General features: G+C 71.3%; 11 protein-coding genes and 1 rRNA gene. 2 read left to right on the top strand and 10 right to left on the bottom strand.

The genetic code is table 11. From position 1 onward, the window contains the following. The 10 genes from AB0M95_RS02650 to argC form a co-directional block, all read right to left on the bottom strand. Nucleotides 1–191 (bottom strand): 16S ribosomal RNA (locus AB0M95_RS02650); the annotation flags it as partial. A gap of 688 nt (nucleotides 192–879) precedes the next feature. Continuing rightward, nucleotides 880–2,148, bottom strand: coding sequence for a tyrosine--tRNA ligase (gene tyrS, locus AB0M95_RS02655; protein ID WP_363758437.1), 1,269 nt, complete (start codon nucleotides 2,146–2,148; stop codon nucleotides 880–882). Nucleotides 2,149–2,271: 123 nt separating this feature from the next. Then, nucleotides 2,272–2,922, bottom strand: a complete 651-nt coding sequence (locus AB0M95_RS02660) for a DNA-3-methyladenine glycosylase (protein ID WP_363758440.1) — start codon at nucleotides 2,920–2,922, stop codon at nucleotides 2,272–2,274. Further along, the gene (argH, locus tag AB0M95_RS02665; protein ID WP_358522624.1) at nucleotides 2,904–4,373 is read right to left on the bottom strand and encodes an argininosuccinate lyase; all 1,470 of its coding nucleotides are present in this window, start codon (nucleotides 4,371–4,373) and stop codon (nucleotides 2,904–2,906) included. The genes AB0M95_RS02660 and argH overlap by 19 nt, the downstream gene beginning before the upstream one ends. An 89-nt stretch (nucleotides 4,374–4,462) precedes the next feature. Further along, nucleotides 4,463–4,978, bottom strand: a complete 516-nt coding sequence (locus AB0M95_RS02670; protein WP_358522588.1) for an arginine repressor — start codon at nucleotides 4,976–4,978, stop codon at nucleotides 4,463–4,465. Beyond that, nucleotides 4,975–5,919, bottom strand: a complete 945-nt coding sequence (argF, locus tag AB0M95_RS02675; protein WP_363758443.1) for an ornithine carbamoyltransferase — start codon at nucleotides 5,917–5,919, stop codon at nucleotides 4,975–4,977. The genes AB0M95_RS02670 and argF overlap by 4 nt, the downstream gene beginning before the upstream one ends. After that, the gene (locus tag AB0M95_RS02680; RefSeq protein ID WP_363758446.1) at nucleotides 5,916–7,154 is read right to left on the bottom strand and encodes an acetylornithine transaminase; all 1,239 of its coding nucleotides are present in this window, start codon (nucleotides 7,152–7,154) and stop codon (nucleotides 5,916–5,918) included. Before AB0M95_RS02680 ends, argF begins: the two co-directional genes overlap by 4 nt. Then, nucleotides 7,151–8,086 (bottom strand): acetylglutamate kinase, encoded by a 936-nt coding sequence (argB, locus tag AB0M95_RS02685; RefSeq protein WP_363758449.1) that lies wholly within the window; start codon nucleotides 8,084–8,086, stop codon nucleotides 7,151–7,153. The genes AB0M95_RS02680 and argB overlap by 4 nt, the downstream gene beginning before the upstream one ends. Next, entirely contained in the window at nucleotides 8,083–9,234 is a 1,152-nt protein-coding gene (gene argJ, locus AB0M95_RS02690; RefSeq protein ID WP_358522581.1) for a bifunctional glutamate N-acetyltransferase/amino-acid acetyltransferase ArgJ, read from the bottom strand. The genes argB and argJ overlap by 4 nt, the downstream gene beginning before the upstream one ends. A gap of 46 nt (nucleotides 9,235–9,280) precedes the next feature. Next, nucleotides 9,281–10,303, bottom strand: a complete 1,023-nt coding sequence (argC, locus tag AB0M95_RS02695; RefSeq protein WP_363758452.1) for an N-acetyl-gamma-glutamyl-phosphate reductase — start codon at nucleotides 10,301–10,303, stop codon at nucleotides 9,281–9,283. Between the two features lie 193 nt (nucleotides 10,304–10,496). On the opposite strand from argC, the gene AB0M95_RS02700 reads away from it, so the two are divergent. Both AB0M95_RS02700 and AB0M95_RS02705 read left to right on the top strand, forming a co-directional pair. Continuing rightward, a complete protein-coding gene (locus AB0M95_RS02700; protein WP_363758455.1) occupies nucleotides 10,497–12,170 on the top strand; it encodes an AMP-binding protein in 1,674 nt (557 codons plus the stop codon). A gap of 125 nt (nucleotides 12,171–12,295) precedes the next feature. Continuing rightward, complete coding sequence (locus AB0M95_RS02705) at nucleotides 12,296–13,606, top strand: MFS transporter (RefSeq protein ID WP_363758458.1); 1,311 nt, start codon at nucleotides 12,296–12,298, stop codon at nucleotides 13,604–13,606. Nucleotides 13,607–13,627: the final 21 nt, after the last annotated feature.

Here is a 13,627-nt window from a genome sequence, read left to right on the forward strand (position 1 = left end):
GCGATGCCACCGAAGGTCCTACCCGGTATTAGACCCGGTTTCCCAGGCTTATCCCGAAGTTGAGGGCAGGTTACTCACGTGTTACTCACCCGTTCGCCGCTCGAGTACCCCGAAGGGCCTTTCCGCTCGACTTGCATGTGTTAAGCACGCCGCCAGCGTTCGTCCTGAGCCAGGATCAAACTCTCCAAACAATGTCTGAAAAGCAACCCCGGCAGACACCCCATCACATGGAATGCCAACCAAAGGAATCCATCCCCACACAGACCACCGAACCGGCAGCCCGCCATGAGAGACGGAGGTTCATGCATGATTCATGCACTGGCTTTTAACACACTGTTGAGTTCTCAAGAAACGGACGCGTACACCGCCAGAACCGTGATCTAGATGATCGCGGCCCCGCCCGGGGCGTTCATCTTCATTTTTTACTTTACCAGACCCGAGCGATTCGGCCAAATCAATTGATCTGAATCGAATCACTCAAATCCGTAAAAGTATTTCACCCCGTCGCCAAGGCAACCCGGTCAACTTACCCTGTCACCCACAGCGTGTCCAATCGAGCCGTCAAAGACAGCTAGAGCCGTACCAGCGTGGGTGACACGTCAGAGTCAGACCCTTCATCATGAGACGGAGGAATCCGAGAGCCTGTCGTTCGGGATACCCCGGAGTCAGGCGCCGTTCGGCAGCCCGTCGTTCCTGGAGTGATCAAAACATTAAGCCTCGTTCGCGGGTCCGTCAAATCGCCGCTGAGCCCGGACAGGCGCGCCACCTCGCCGACCTGCGACGACGCGCCAAAGTCTCACGGAGCCGCTACAGGACTGTTACCAACGGCGCACCGGCCCCTGGCGCCGCGCGCAGGGGCCGGTGGCGGTGGCACAGGGGTCACCCGGCGGCGACCTCTACCCCGCCGACGGACCGCTTCCCGCGCCGGAGCACCAGGAAGCGCCCGTTCAGCAGGTCTTCGGCGGCCGGGACGTACGCCTCGTCGGTGACGCGCGTGTTGTTCAGGTACGCCCCGCCCTCCTTGACGGCACGGCGGGCGGCGGACTTGCTCTCAACGACCCCGCTCTCGGCGAGCAGGTCGACGTAGGAGGCCCCGAGTGCGGGCACGGTCGTCCTCGGCACCTCGGCGAGCGCCGCAGCGAGCGTCCGCTCGGGCAGCTCGGTCAGGGAGCCCTGTCCGAACAGCGCTCCCGAGGCGGCGATGACGGCGGCGCACTCGCCGGCGCCGTGCAGCAGGGTGGTGAACTCCTCGGCCAGCGCGCGCTGGGCCTCGCGGGCCGCCGGCCGTTCCGACGCGCTCTTCTCCAGCGCCTCGATCTCCTCACGCGACCTGAAGCTGAAGATCTTCAGGAACTTGACGACGTCGCGGTCATCGGAGTTGAGCCAGAACTGGTAGAAGGCGTACGGCGAGGTCAGCTCGGGGTCTAGCCACACGGCGCCGCCTGCGGTCTTGCCGAACTTCGTGCCGTCGGCCTTGGTGATGAGCGGGACGGTAAGCGCGTGCACGTGCCCGCCCTCGACGCGGCGAATGAGATCGCAGCCCGCGGTGATGTTGCCCCACTGGTCGCTGCCGCCGATCTGGAGCGTGCAGCCGAACCGCCGGTGGAGCTCCAGGTAGTCGTTCGCCTGGAGGATCTGGTAGCTGAACTCGGTGTAGCTCAGCCCTTCTCCGGCCAGACGAGCCGAGACGGACTCGCGGGCCAGCATGCGGTTGACGGGGAAGTGCTTGCCGACGTCGCGCAGGAAGTCGATCGTCGACAGGCCCGCCGTCCAGTCGAGGTTGCTCACCAAGACGGAGCCGGAGACCTCGGACAGGTCGAGGAACTTCTCCACCTGAACGCGGATGCGCTGCACCCACTCGGCGACGACCTCGGTGGAGTTGAGCGCGCGTTCCTCGCTCTTGCCGCTGGGGTCGCCGATGAGGCCGGTGGCGCCACCGACCAGCCCGACGACGCGGTGCCCCGCGCGCTGGATGCGCGTGAGGGTCAGCAGCGGCACGAGGTTGCCGACGTGCAGGGAGGGCGCCGTGGGGTCGAAGCCGCAATAGACCGTGATCGGACCCTCGTTCATCGACGCCCTGAGCGGGTCGATGTCGGTGGACTGCGCGATCAGGCCGCGCCACGCAAGGTCATCGAGGATGTCGGTCACGATCCTGGCTTTCGTTCGTCGTCGGTCGGATTGGTGGCTGTTCGCCTTGTTCACAGCCTGCCCGATCATCTCACCGCCGCGCCACTCGAAAGCGGTGCCGGGGCGGCGCGGGGCCGGGGCGGGTCAGTTCGGCCTGGTCTTGGGGACGTGCTTGCGGTACGGGGAGACGGTGGGGTCCGCGTCGATCCAGAAGCGCCAAGGGACGTCGGCCGCGGAGGAGACGCCGGTGCGCGGGCCGGAGCGGATCAGCGCGGGGTCGGCCGGGTGGCCTTCCAGAACGCGGAACGTGCCGCCCTCGGCGCAGCAGTCCAGGCCGTTGTGCGCGCGGCCGATGCCGAGCGCGACGGCGAGCCGCGCGGGCCCGCGGGCCAGGTCACGCTCCGGCAGGGGGCGGCCGGGGCGGGTGAGCGCGGGGGCCGTGGCCGGCCTGTGGCGGCGGGTGCGGACGAGGTCCGCCCCTTCGATCACCTCCGCGGCGCGTAGCAGCACCCCGGAGCCCATGCCCTCGGGCAGGCATACGAGGTTGGCGCAGAAGTGCATGCCGTAGGTGAAGTAGACGTACAGGTGGCCGGGCGGGCCGAACATCACGGCGTTGCGGGGGGTGCGGCCCCGGTAGGTGTGGGACGCGGGGTCCTCTCCCGGAGGGCCGTACGCCTCGACCTCGGTGAGGCGCACGGCGACCGGCCCGTGGACGAGGACGCGCCCGAGCAGGGCGGGCGCGACCTCGGCCGAGGGCCGGTCGAAGAACTTCCTGTCTAGGAGCCGCTCGCCCACGCCGCCTGGCCGTCGACGATCTCGCGGAGGGCGCCGAGCTGGTCGCGGACCCGGTCGGGGGCGGTGCCTCCGAACGCCTTGCGGGAGGCCAGCGCGCCCTGGACGTTGAGCACGTCGAGGGCGCCGATGCCTTCCCCGGTGGCGGTGGCGAAGTGGGGAGAGATCTTCGCCAGGTCCTCCTCGGTGAGCTTCTCGAAGGTGGTGTCGTTGACCTGGCACCACACGACGAGGTGGCCGACCGCCTCGTGGGCGTCGCGGAACGGCACGCCCTTGCGGACGAGCAGCTCGGCGAGGTCGGTGGCGAGGGCGAAGCCGTCGGGCGCCGAGGTCTCCAGGCGGGCGGTGTTCACGCGCATGGTGGCGACGAGGCCGGACATCGCGGGCAGGACGAGCAGGAGGGTGTCGACCGTGTCGAAGATCGGCTCCTTGTCCTCCTGCAGGTCGCGGTTGTAGGTGAGCGGCAGGCCCTTGAGGATCGTGAGCATGGTCGTCAGGTTGCCGATGAGCCTGCCGGACTTGCCACGCGCCAGCTCGGCGACGTCGGGGTTCTTCTTCTGCGGCATGATCGACGAGCCTGTGGAGTAGGCGTCGTCCATCTCGATCCAGTGGAACTCCTGGGAGGCCCACAGGACGATCTCTTCGCCGAGCCGCGACAGGTGGACCCCGGCCAGGGCGGCGCAGAACAGGAACTCGGCGGCGAAGTCGCGGTCAGCGACGGCGTCCATGGAGTTCGGCGCGGCGGAGGCGAAGCCCAGTTCCTCGGCGACGGCCTGCGGGTCGAGGGGCAGGGACGACCCGGCCAGGGCGCCCGCGCCGAGGGGGGACACGGCGGCGCGGCGGTCCCAGTCGCGCAGCCGGTCGACGTCGCGGGCGATGGCGTGGACGTGCGCCAGCAGCTGGTGGCCGAAGGAGACCGGCTGGGCGTGCTGGAGGTGGGTCATGCCGGGGGCCGCGGTGGCGGCGTGCACTTCGGCCTGGCTCATCAGCGCGGTCTCCAGCTCGACCAGCCGCGAGACGATGTGGCGGACGTGGTCGCGCAGGTAGAGGCGCAGGTCGGTGGCGACCTGGTCGTTGCGGCTGCGGCCGGCGCGGAGCTTGCCGCCCAGCGAGCCGAGACGTTCCAGCAGGCCGCGCTCCAGCGCGGTGTGGACGTCCTCGTCGGCCACGGTGGGCCGGAACGCCCCGGACCTGCAGGCCTCTTCGAGATCTTCCAGCGCGTCGAGCATGCGCGTCAGCTCGTCCTCGCTGAGCAGCCCGGCGCGGTGGAGCACCCGGGCGTGCGCCCGGGACGCCAGCAGGTCGTACGGCGCGAGGCGCCAGTCGAACTGCACGCTGACCGACAGGCGCGTCAGCGCGTCGGCCGGACCGCCCTCGAACCTGCCACCCCAGAGCCGCATGGGCTTGCCACCCTCAGCCACCGTGTCCTCGTCTTCCTGTGATTCCTGTGTCATCGACTTGCCCGTTCGAATGCTCAATCCGCGACCCTAGCCCAAAACAGGGACCGGTCGAACGGCGTGGAGGGGGCGCGCCTCCGCTCGCGTCATGCGGTCTGGCCTCGCCGCTCCGTCAGCCTGACCAGGGCCTCCGCGAGGAGGGTTCCTCCCGTGGGGTCCCGGCTGATCACCAGGACCGTGTCGTCGCCCGCGACGGTGCCGAGGATGGACTCCCAGTCGGCGTGGTCCAGGGCGGAGGCGAGGAACTGCGCGGCGCCTGGAGGCGTCCGGACGATCACGATGTTGGCCGAGGCCTCGGCCGAGACGAGGAGTTCCTCGGCGACGCGCCGGAGCCTGGCCGCCGGTGTCTCGCCCGAGCCGACGCGGGTCAGCGGGATGCGTGCGCCGCCCTCGCCCGGCAGGGCGTACACCAGGGAGCCGTCGTCGGCGCGGAGCTTCATCGCACCCAGTTCGTCAAGGTCGCGCGACAGGGTCGCCTGGGTGACCTCGACGCCGCCTTCGGCGAGGAGCCGGGCGAGCTCGGGCTGGGACTTGATCTTGTGCCGCTTGACCAGTTCGGCGATCTTGGCGTGCCTGCCGACCTTGGTGAGCGGGACGTTCATCGTGCCACCAGCCACTGGAGCAGGGCCTTCTGTGCGTGCAGGCGGTTCTCGGCCTGGTCCCAGACGACGCTGCGCGGGCCGTCCAGCACGTCGGCGGTGATCTCCATGCCGCGGTAGGCGGGCAGGCAGTGCAGGACGATGGCGTCGGGCGCGGCCAGGGCGAGCGTCTCGGCGTTGAGCTGGTAGGGCATGAGGGAGGCCACGCGCTCGTCCTTGCCCTCCTGGCCCATGGAGACCCAGGTGTCGGTGGCCAGGACGTGCGTGCCGGCGACGGCGACGGCCGGGTCGGTGAGGACGGTGACCGAGCCGCCGGTGGTCGCGGCGATCTGCGCGGCGCGGTTGAGGATCAGCGGGTCGGGGTGGTAGGCGGCGGGGGCGGCGATCCTGACGTGCATGCCGGCGGTCGCGCCGCCGAGCAGGTAGGAGTGGGCCATGTTGTTGGCGCCGTCGCCGAGGTAGGTGAGGGTGCGCCCGGCCGTGCCGCCCTGGTGTTCGCGGATGGTGAGCAGGTCGGCGAGGATCTGGCAAGGGTGGAACTCGTCGGTCAGGGCGTTGACGACGGGCACCGAGGAGGCCGAGGCCATGGCCTCGATGCGCTCCTGGCCGAAGGTGCGCCAGACGATGGCGGCGACCTGCCGTTCCAGGACGCGCGCGGTGTCCTCGATGGGCTCGCCGCGCCCGAGCTGGGAGCCGCCCGCGTCGATGATGAGCGGGTGGCCGCCGAGTTCGGCGATGCCGACCGCGAAGGAGATGCGGGTGCGGGTGGAGTGCTTGTCGAACAGGACGGCCACCGTCATCGGCCCGGCGAACGGCCGGTGGCCATAGCGGTCCTTCTTCATGGCCTCGGCGAGGTAGAGCACCTCGGACTGTTCGGCGGGGCTGAGGTCGTCGTCGCGCAGGAAGTGCCGGACGGCCGTGAGGGTGCTGTGGGCGGGGCTCATGCGGACGCCTCCGTGAGGATGCCCGGGAGGGCGGTGACGAAGGAGTCGGCCTGCTCGGCGGTGATCACCAGCGGCGGCGCGATGCGGACGGCGTCGGGCTGCACGGCGTTGACCAGGAACCCGGCGCGCTGCGCTTCGGCCTGGACGGCGGCGGCGGAGTCGGTGGTGAGCACGGCGGCCAGCCACAGGCCGCGTCCCCGGACGCGGGCGAGCAGGGGGTGGTCGACGGCGTCGATGGCGGCGGCGAGCCGGGCGCCGACGGTGCGGACGTTCTCCAGCAGCCCGTCGCGTTCGATGGTGTCGAGGACGGCCAGGGCGGCGGCGCTGGAGACGGGGTTGCCGCCGAAGGTCGACCCGTGGTCGCCCTTGGCGAAGATCGTCCCGGTGTCGCCGAAGCCGACGCAGGCGCCGATCGGCATGCCGCCGCCGAGGCCCTTGGCCAGGGTGAGCACGTCGGGGGTGATGCCGTCGTGCTGGTGGGCGAACCAGTGGCCGGTGCGGCCGATCGCCGACTGGATCTCGTCCAGGACGAGCAGCGCGCCGGTGGCGTCGCAGATCTGCCGGGCGGCGGTGAAGTAACCGGCGGGCGGGGGGACGACGCCGGCCTCGCCCTGTGTGGGCTCCAGGAAGACGGCGGCGCAGTCCTCGGTGACGGCCTGCTTGAGCGCGTCGGCGTCGCCGTAGGGGACGAAGCGGACGTCGATCGGGAACGGGCCGAACTGGTCGCGGATCGAGGGCTTGCCGGTCAGGGACAGGGCGCCGAGGGTACGGCCGTGGAAGCCGTTCTCGGCGGCGACGAAGTACGTCCTGCCGGTGGCGGTGCCGTGTTTGATGGCGAGCTTGAGTGCGCACTCGTTGGCCTCGGTGCCGGAGTTGGCCAGGAACACGCGGCCGGGGGCCTTGAGCAGGCCGAGCAGGCGTTCGGCGAGCAGCACCTCGGGCTCGTTGACGAACAGGTTGGAGGTGTGCGCGAGCGTCGCGACCTGGCGGGAGACGGCCTCGACGAGGGCGGGGTGGCCGTGGCCGAGGGAACTGACGGCGATGCCCGCGATCAGGTCGAGGTAGCGCCTGCCGTCGGCGTCCCAGACGTGGCAGCCCTCGCCGCGTACGGGCACCAGGGGCGGCACACCGTAGTTGGGCATGAACGCGGCCTCGAAGCGCTCGCGCAGCGATCCGGCGCTCGCGCTGATCACGTCCGAGCCGGACGCGGCGACGGCTTCTTCCAGGCCGCTCATGACTGGACCTCCGGCAAGACCATGGTTCCGATTCCCTCGTCCGTGAAGATTTCGAGCAGCACCGAGTGCGGCACCCTGCCGTCCAGGACGTGGGCCTGGGGCACGCCGCCGGTGACGGCGGTGAGGCACGCCTCCATCTTGGGCGCCATGCCGCTGGACAGGGTGGGCAGGAGCACCTTGAGCTCCGGCGCCGAGATCCGGCTGATGACCTGGGACGGTGTGCCGTCCGCCGCGACGGGCCAGTCGGCGTACAGGCCCTCGACGTCGGTGAGCACGATGAGCTTGCCCGCGTCCAGGGCCACCGCGAGCGCGGCGGCGGCGGTGTCGGCGTTGACGTTGTAGACCTCGCCGTCCTCGCCGCGCGCGACGGACGACACGACCGGGATGCGGCCGTCGTCCAGCAGGGCGCGCACGGCTCCGGCCTCGACCTTGACGATCTCGCCGACCTGGCCGATGTCGACCTTGCGCCCGTCGACGTCGGCGTGCTTGCGCTCGGCGGTGAACAGGTGGGCGTCCTCGCCGGACATGCCGATGGCGAAGGGCCCGTGCCGGTTGATCAGGCCGACGACGTCGCGGTTGACCTGGCCGACGAGCACCATGCGGACGACCTGCATCGCCTCGGGGGTGGTGACCCGCAGCCCGGCGGTGAAGCTGCTCTCGATGCCGAGCCGGTCCAGGTGGGCGTTGATCTGCGGGCCGCCTCCGTGCACGACGACGGGCTTGAGGCCCGCGTGCAGCAGGAAGACCATGTCGTCGGCGAAGCCCTGGCGCAGGGTCTCGTCGGTCATCGCGTTGCCGCCGTACTTGACGACGACCGTGCGGCCGCGGAAGCTCTCGAGCCAGGGCAGGGCCTCGATGAGGACTGCGGCCTTGGCGTGCGCCTGGTCGCGGCCGGTCCCGGCCCTGAGCTCGCCGATCGTCTCGCCGCTCATGTGGAGTACGCCGAGTTCTCGTGGACGTAGTCCGCGGTGAGGTCGGTGGTGTGGACGGTCGCGCTGTGCGGCCCGGCGGACAGGTCGATGGTGATCGTCACGTCGCGGGGGCGCAGGTCGACCTTGTCGCGGTCGTCGCCCGCGGCGCCGGCGCGGCAGATCCAGATGCCGTTGATCGCGACGTTGACGCGGTCGGGCTCGAAGGCGGCGGCGGTGGTGCCGACGGCGGACAGGACGCGGCCCCAGTTCGGGTCCTCACCGTGGATGGCGCACTTGAGGAGGTTGGACCTGGCCACGGCGCGGCCGACCTCGACGGCGTCGTCCTCGGTGGCGGCGCCCACGACCTCGATGGCGATGGCCTTGGTGGCGCCCTCGGCGTCGACCAGGAGCTGGCGCGCCAGGTCGGCGCAGACGTCGGTGATCTTCTTCTCGAACTCGGCGGGGTCGGGGGTGACGCCGGAGGCTCCGCTGGCCAGCAGCAGGACGGTGTCGTTGGTGGACATGCAGCCGTCGGTGTCGAGCCGGTCGAAGGTCACGGCGACGGCCTTGCGCAGGACGCGGTCGAGCTCGCCGGCGGGGACGTCGGCGTCGGTGGTGACGACGCACAGCATGGTGGCGAGGGCCGGGGCGAGCATGCCCGCGCCCTTGGCCATTCCGCCCACCATGTAGCCGTCGCCCCTGCGGAAGGAGATCTTGGTGACGGTGTCGGTGGTGCGGATCGCGTCGGCGGCGGCAAGGCCGCCGTCCCGGGAGAGCTGGCCGGCCGCGGCCTCGACCCCGGGCAGCAGGGAGTCCATGGGGAGGCGCTCGCCGATAAGCCCGGTGGAGCAGACGGCGATCTCGCCCGCGGAGTCGCCGAGGAGGTCGGCGACCTTCTCGGCGGTGGCGTGGGTGTCCTGGAAGCCGGCGGGGCCGGTGCAGGCGTTGGCGCCGCCGGAGTTGAGGACGACGGCCTTCACCCGGCCGCCGGTGAGCACCTGCTGGGTCCACAGCACGGGCGCGGCCTTCACGCGGTTGCGGGTGAATACGCCGGCGGCCGCGCGGGAGGGGCCCTCGTTGACGACGAGGGCGATGTCGCGGGCGCCGTGCGACTTGAGCCCGGCGGCGACGCCGGCCGCGCGGAAGCCGAGGGGGGCGGTGACGCTCACGCGCACCCCCGGTGGTTCGTGCCGGGCGTCTTCTCGCTGCGCTCGCTCATGGTGCGACTCCGTTGAAGGGAAGGCCGAGTTCTTCTGCAAGACCGAGGGCGACGTTGGTGCTCTGGATCGCCCCGCCCGCGGTGCCCTTGGTCAGGTTGTCGATGGCGATGACGGCGACGACGCGGCCGGACCGCTCGTCGAGGGTCACCTGCAGCGCGGCGGTGTTGGCGCCGAGGGTCATGGAGGTGGCGGGCCAGGCACCCTCGGGCAGCAGCCGCAGGAACGGCTCGTCCTGGACGGCCGTCGCGTACGCCTCGCGCAGGGCGGCGGCGGTGAGGCCGGGGGCGGCGGGGGCGGTGCAGGTGGCGAGGATGCCGCGGCTCATGGGGGCCAGGACGGGCGTGAAGGAGACCGTGACCGGGGTGCCGGCGACCCGCGAGAGGTTCTGCTCCATCTCGGGGGTGTGGCGGTGGGCGCCGCCGACGCTGTAGGCGCTCGCGGAGCCCATGACCTCGCTGCCCAGCAGGTTGGGCTTGGGCGACCTTCCGGCGCCGGAGGTGCCGCTGGCGGCGACCACGACGACGTCGGGTTCGGCGAGCCCCGCGGCGAAGGCGGGGTACAGGGCGAGGGTGGCCGCGGTCGGGTAGCAGCCGGGGACGGCGACACGGCGGGCGCCCTTGAGGACCTCGCGCTGGCCGGGCAGCTCCGGCAGCCCGTACGGCCAGGTGCCGGCGTGCGTGCCGCCGTAGAAGCGGGTCCACTCGGCGGGGTCCTCGAGCCGGAAGTCGGCGCCGCAGTCGACGACGAGGACCTCGTCGCCCAGCCGCTCGGCGATGGCGGCGGACTGCCCGTGAGGCAGGGCGAGGTAGACGACGTCGTGGCCGGCCAGGGTCTCGGGCGTCGTGTCGAGCAGCACCCTTCCGGCCAGGGTGGGCAGGTGGGGCTGGTGGGCGCCGAGCGTGCCGCCGGCGCTGGAACCGGCGGTGAGGGCGCCGATCTCGATGGTGGGGTGGCCGAGGAGCAGGCGCAGAAGCTCTCCCCCGGCGTATCCGCTGGCTCCGGCGATCGCCGCCTTCATCGGACCCCTTTCTGCATGGTCATGCACTGCGACTCATGACCTCCCTAACGAGAGTGAGTATGCATCGTGAAGCATCTTCATGCAAGCGAGACTTGACGACATGGCCGCGGGTTTCTGCCCCCTGGCCTCCGTACCTACCGGTCGGTATCGTCACGTGCCAAAGGGCACTACTCACTCTCGGGAGTCACCGCGCATGACTGTCACTCACGAGCAGGTGCGGGCACAGCTCACCGGCCCCGGACAGCTCTTCGAGATGGAGGAGATCGAGGTCCGCGGGGCGAGGATCCGCACGTGGAAGCACGCCCCCCTGACCTTCCGGGCGATGCTCGGCAACAGCCGCTTCCACGGCGAGCAGGTCTTCCTGGTCTACGAGGACGAACGGCTCACCTACGAGGAGCACTACCGGCGGGCCGCCACGCTGGCCGGCCGGCTCGTCGAGGACTACGGCGTCGTCAAGGGCGACCGCGTCGCCATCGCCATGCGCAACCATCCCGAGTGGGTCGTCGCCTTCTCCGCCGTGCTGGCCGCCGGGGCCATCGCCGTGCCGCTGAACGCCTGGTGGACGACACCCGAGCTGGAGTACGGGCTGTCGGACTCGGGCGCCCGGCTCGTCATCGTCGACGGCGAGCGCGCGGAGCGGCTGCGCGGCAGCGCCGTCCCCATGATCGTCACCCGCGCGGGCGTCGACCTGCCGCCCGGCGCGCGGGAGTTCGGCGAGGTCCTCGGCGAGGTGCGCGCCGACGTCACGCTCCCGGCCGTGGACCTCGGCCCGGAGGATCCCGCCACGATCTTCTACACCTCCGGCACCACGGGCCTGCCCAAGGGCGCCCTCGGCAGCCACCGCAACCTCGCCCAGTCGCCGATGAGCGTGGCGTACGCGGTGCTGCACAGCGTCGCCCTGGCCGGCAAGGACCCCGCCACGGCGGCGGGCCAGCGGCGGATCACCCTGCTCGCGGTGCCGCTGTTCCACGCCACCGGCTGCTTCGCGGTGCTGACGGCGACGATGTTCGCCGGCGGCGGACTGGTGCTGATGTACAAGTGGGACCCCGGGCAGGCGCTCGCCCTCATCGAGCGGGAGAAGGTCACGATCATGACCGGCGTGCCGACCAACACCTGGCAGCTGCTCTCCCACCCCGACCTCGGCACGTACGACATCTCCAGCCTCGGCGGGGTGAGCTACGGAGGCGCGCCGGCCCCGCCGAAGCTGCTGGAACGCATCGGCCACCAGTTGCCGAGGCGGCAGGCGTCCAACGGGTACGGCATGACCGAGACGACGGCCCTGGCCATCTACAACAGCGGGCCCGCCTATCTGGCCAAGCCCGACAGCATCGGCCTGCCGCTCGCGGTCTGCGACGTGCGCGTCCTCGGCCCCCTCGGCGACGAGCTGCCCCCGGGCCAGGTCGGCGAGCTGTGCATGCGCGGGCCGAACGTGATCACGGGGTACTGGAACCGGCCCGACGCCACCGCCGAGACGTTCGTCGACGGCTGGCTGCACACGGGCGACCTCGCCAAGGTCGACGAGGAGGGCTTCGTCTACATCGTCGACCGGGCCAAGGACATGGTCATCCGGGGCGGCGAGAACGTGTACTGCGCCGAGGTCGAGGCGGCCCTGTTCGAGCACCCGGCCGTGGACGACGCCGCCGTCATCGGCATCCCGGACGAGGAGCTCGGCGAGCAGGTGGGCGCGGTCGTCCGGCTCAAGCCGGAGGCGGACGCGACCGTGGAGGAGCTCCAGGAGTTCCTCCACGGGACGCTGGCGCCCTTCAAGATCCCGGTGCGCTTCTGGTTCCGGGAGGCCGAGCTGCCGCGCAACCCCGGAGGCAAGATCCTCAAGACCCACCTCAGGAGGGAGACGCTGGGTCTCTGACCCACTCGGCCGGTGACGGCGGCCACGATCATCGCGGTGTGTGAGCCCCGGGCCGCCCTCGGGGCTCACGCCGCGCGGGAAAAAGCGGTTGTCCGCCGCACGGCGCGGCCTTCACACTGCCGCCTGTGCCAACCACCCCCGCGCGAGCGCTGAAGGCGCTGCTGCTGCGCCTGCGGCTCGACGTGAGCCCGATCCGCGAGTCCCGCGACTTCCGGCTGCTCCTCGGGTCGAGCACGATCTCGATATTCGGCAGCGTGCTCACCATGGTGGCCGTGCCGTACCAGATGAAGCAGCTCACCGGTTCCTACATCGCGGTCGGCCTGGTGAGCCTGGCCGAGTTCGTGCCGATGGTCGTGTTCGGCCTGTGGGGCGGCGCGATCGCCGACGCGCTCGACCGGCGCAGGATCGTCATCCTGTCCGAGGTGGGCCTGTGCCTGACCTCGGTGCTGCTGATGGCCAACGCCGTGCTGCTCCCCCGCGCCACGCAGATCCCGGTCCTGTACGTGGTGGCCGCGATCTCCGCCGGGCTGACGAGCCTGCGCAGGCCGAGCGAGCAGGCGATCATCAACCGCGTGCTGAAGCTGGACCAGATGGGCGCCGCCTTCGCGATCCAGTCCCTGGCCGGCAACGCCGGAATGATCGTGGGCCCGGCGATCGGCGGCGTCGTCGTGTTCGCCCTGGGCCCGGCCACGTCCTACGGCATCGACGTCGTCACCTTCGTGCTGTCGCTGGTGCTGCTCGTCCGCGTCGGCCCGGTCCCCCTGACCGGCGACGCGGCCCCGGCCTCGCTGCGGTCGCTGGCCGAAGGCGTGCGATATGCCGTCCGGCGGCCCGACCTGATGGGCACCTACCTGGTCGACATCGCCGCGATGATCTTCGCCTTCTCCAACGCGCTCTACCCCTTCCTCGCCGACGAGCTGCACGCCACCGCCGCGCTCGGCCTGCTGTACGCGGCGGGCGGGGTCGGCTCGGTGATCGCCTCGGTCACCTCGGGCTGGACGGGCCACGTCCACCGCCACGGCCGCGCGGTCATCGTCGCGGCGGCGGCCTGGGGGGCGGGGGTCGCGCTGGCGTCCGTCATGCCCAACATCTGGCTGATGGCGGTGTTCCTCGCGGTGGCGGGCGGCGCGGACACGATCAGCGGGGTGTTCCGCGGCACCCTCTGGAACCAGACGATCCCGGACGAGTACCGCGGCAGGCTGGCCGGCATCGAGCTGCTGTCGTACTCCACCGGGCCGATGCTCGGCGACGCCCGGGCCGGCCTGATGGCCAACGTGGGCGGCAGCCGGTTCTCCCTGGGCGCCGGCGGGCTGCTGTGCGTGGCGGCGGTCGCCGTCATGGCCGCCGCCCTGCCGAGGTTCCGCCGCTACGACGCCCGCACCGACGAACACGCCCTCGCCGAACGCGCCCGCCGCGAGCAGCCGGCCACCACGTGACCGAAGCACCAGGCACAAGGC

Source organism: Sphaerisporangium sp. NPDC051017 (assembly GCF_040683095.1).
Classification (GTDB): Bacteria; Actinomycetota; Actinomycetes; order Streptosporangiales; family Streptosporangiaceae; genus Sphaerisporangium.

What these genes read in the sequence shown, in the direction of transcription:
- argH (WP_358522624.1), bottom strand. Translation starts at nt 4,373, where the DNA reads ATGACACAGGAATCACAGGAAGACGAGGACACGGTGGCTGAGGGTGGC.
- AB0M95_RS02670 (WP_358522588.1), bottom strand. Translation starts at nt 4,978, where the DNA reads ATGAACGTCCCGCTCACCAAGGTCGGCAGGCACGCCAAGATCGCCGAA.
- argF (WP_363758443.1), bottom strand. Translation starts at nt 5,919, where the DNA reads ATGAGCCCCGCCCACAGCACCCTCACGGCCGTCCGGCACTTCCTGCGC.
- AB0M95_RS02680 (WP_363758446.1), bottom strand. Translation starts at nt 7,154, where the DNA reads ATGAGCGGCCTGGAAGAAGCCGTCGCCGCGTCCGGCTCGGACGTGATC.
- argB (WP_363758449.1), bottom strand. Translation starts at nt 8,086, where the DNA reads ATGAGCGGCGAGACGATCGGCGAGCTCAGGGCCGGGACCGGCCGCGAC.
- argC (WP_363758452.1), bottom strand. Translation starts at nt 10,303, where the DNA reads ATGAAGGCGGCGATCGCCGGAGCCAGCGGATACGCCGGGGGAGAGCTT.
- AB0M95_RS02700 (WP_363758455.1), top strand. Translation starts at nt 10,497, where the DNA reads ATGACTGTCACTCACGAGCAGGTGCGGGCACAGCTCACCGGCCCCGGA.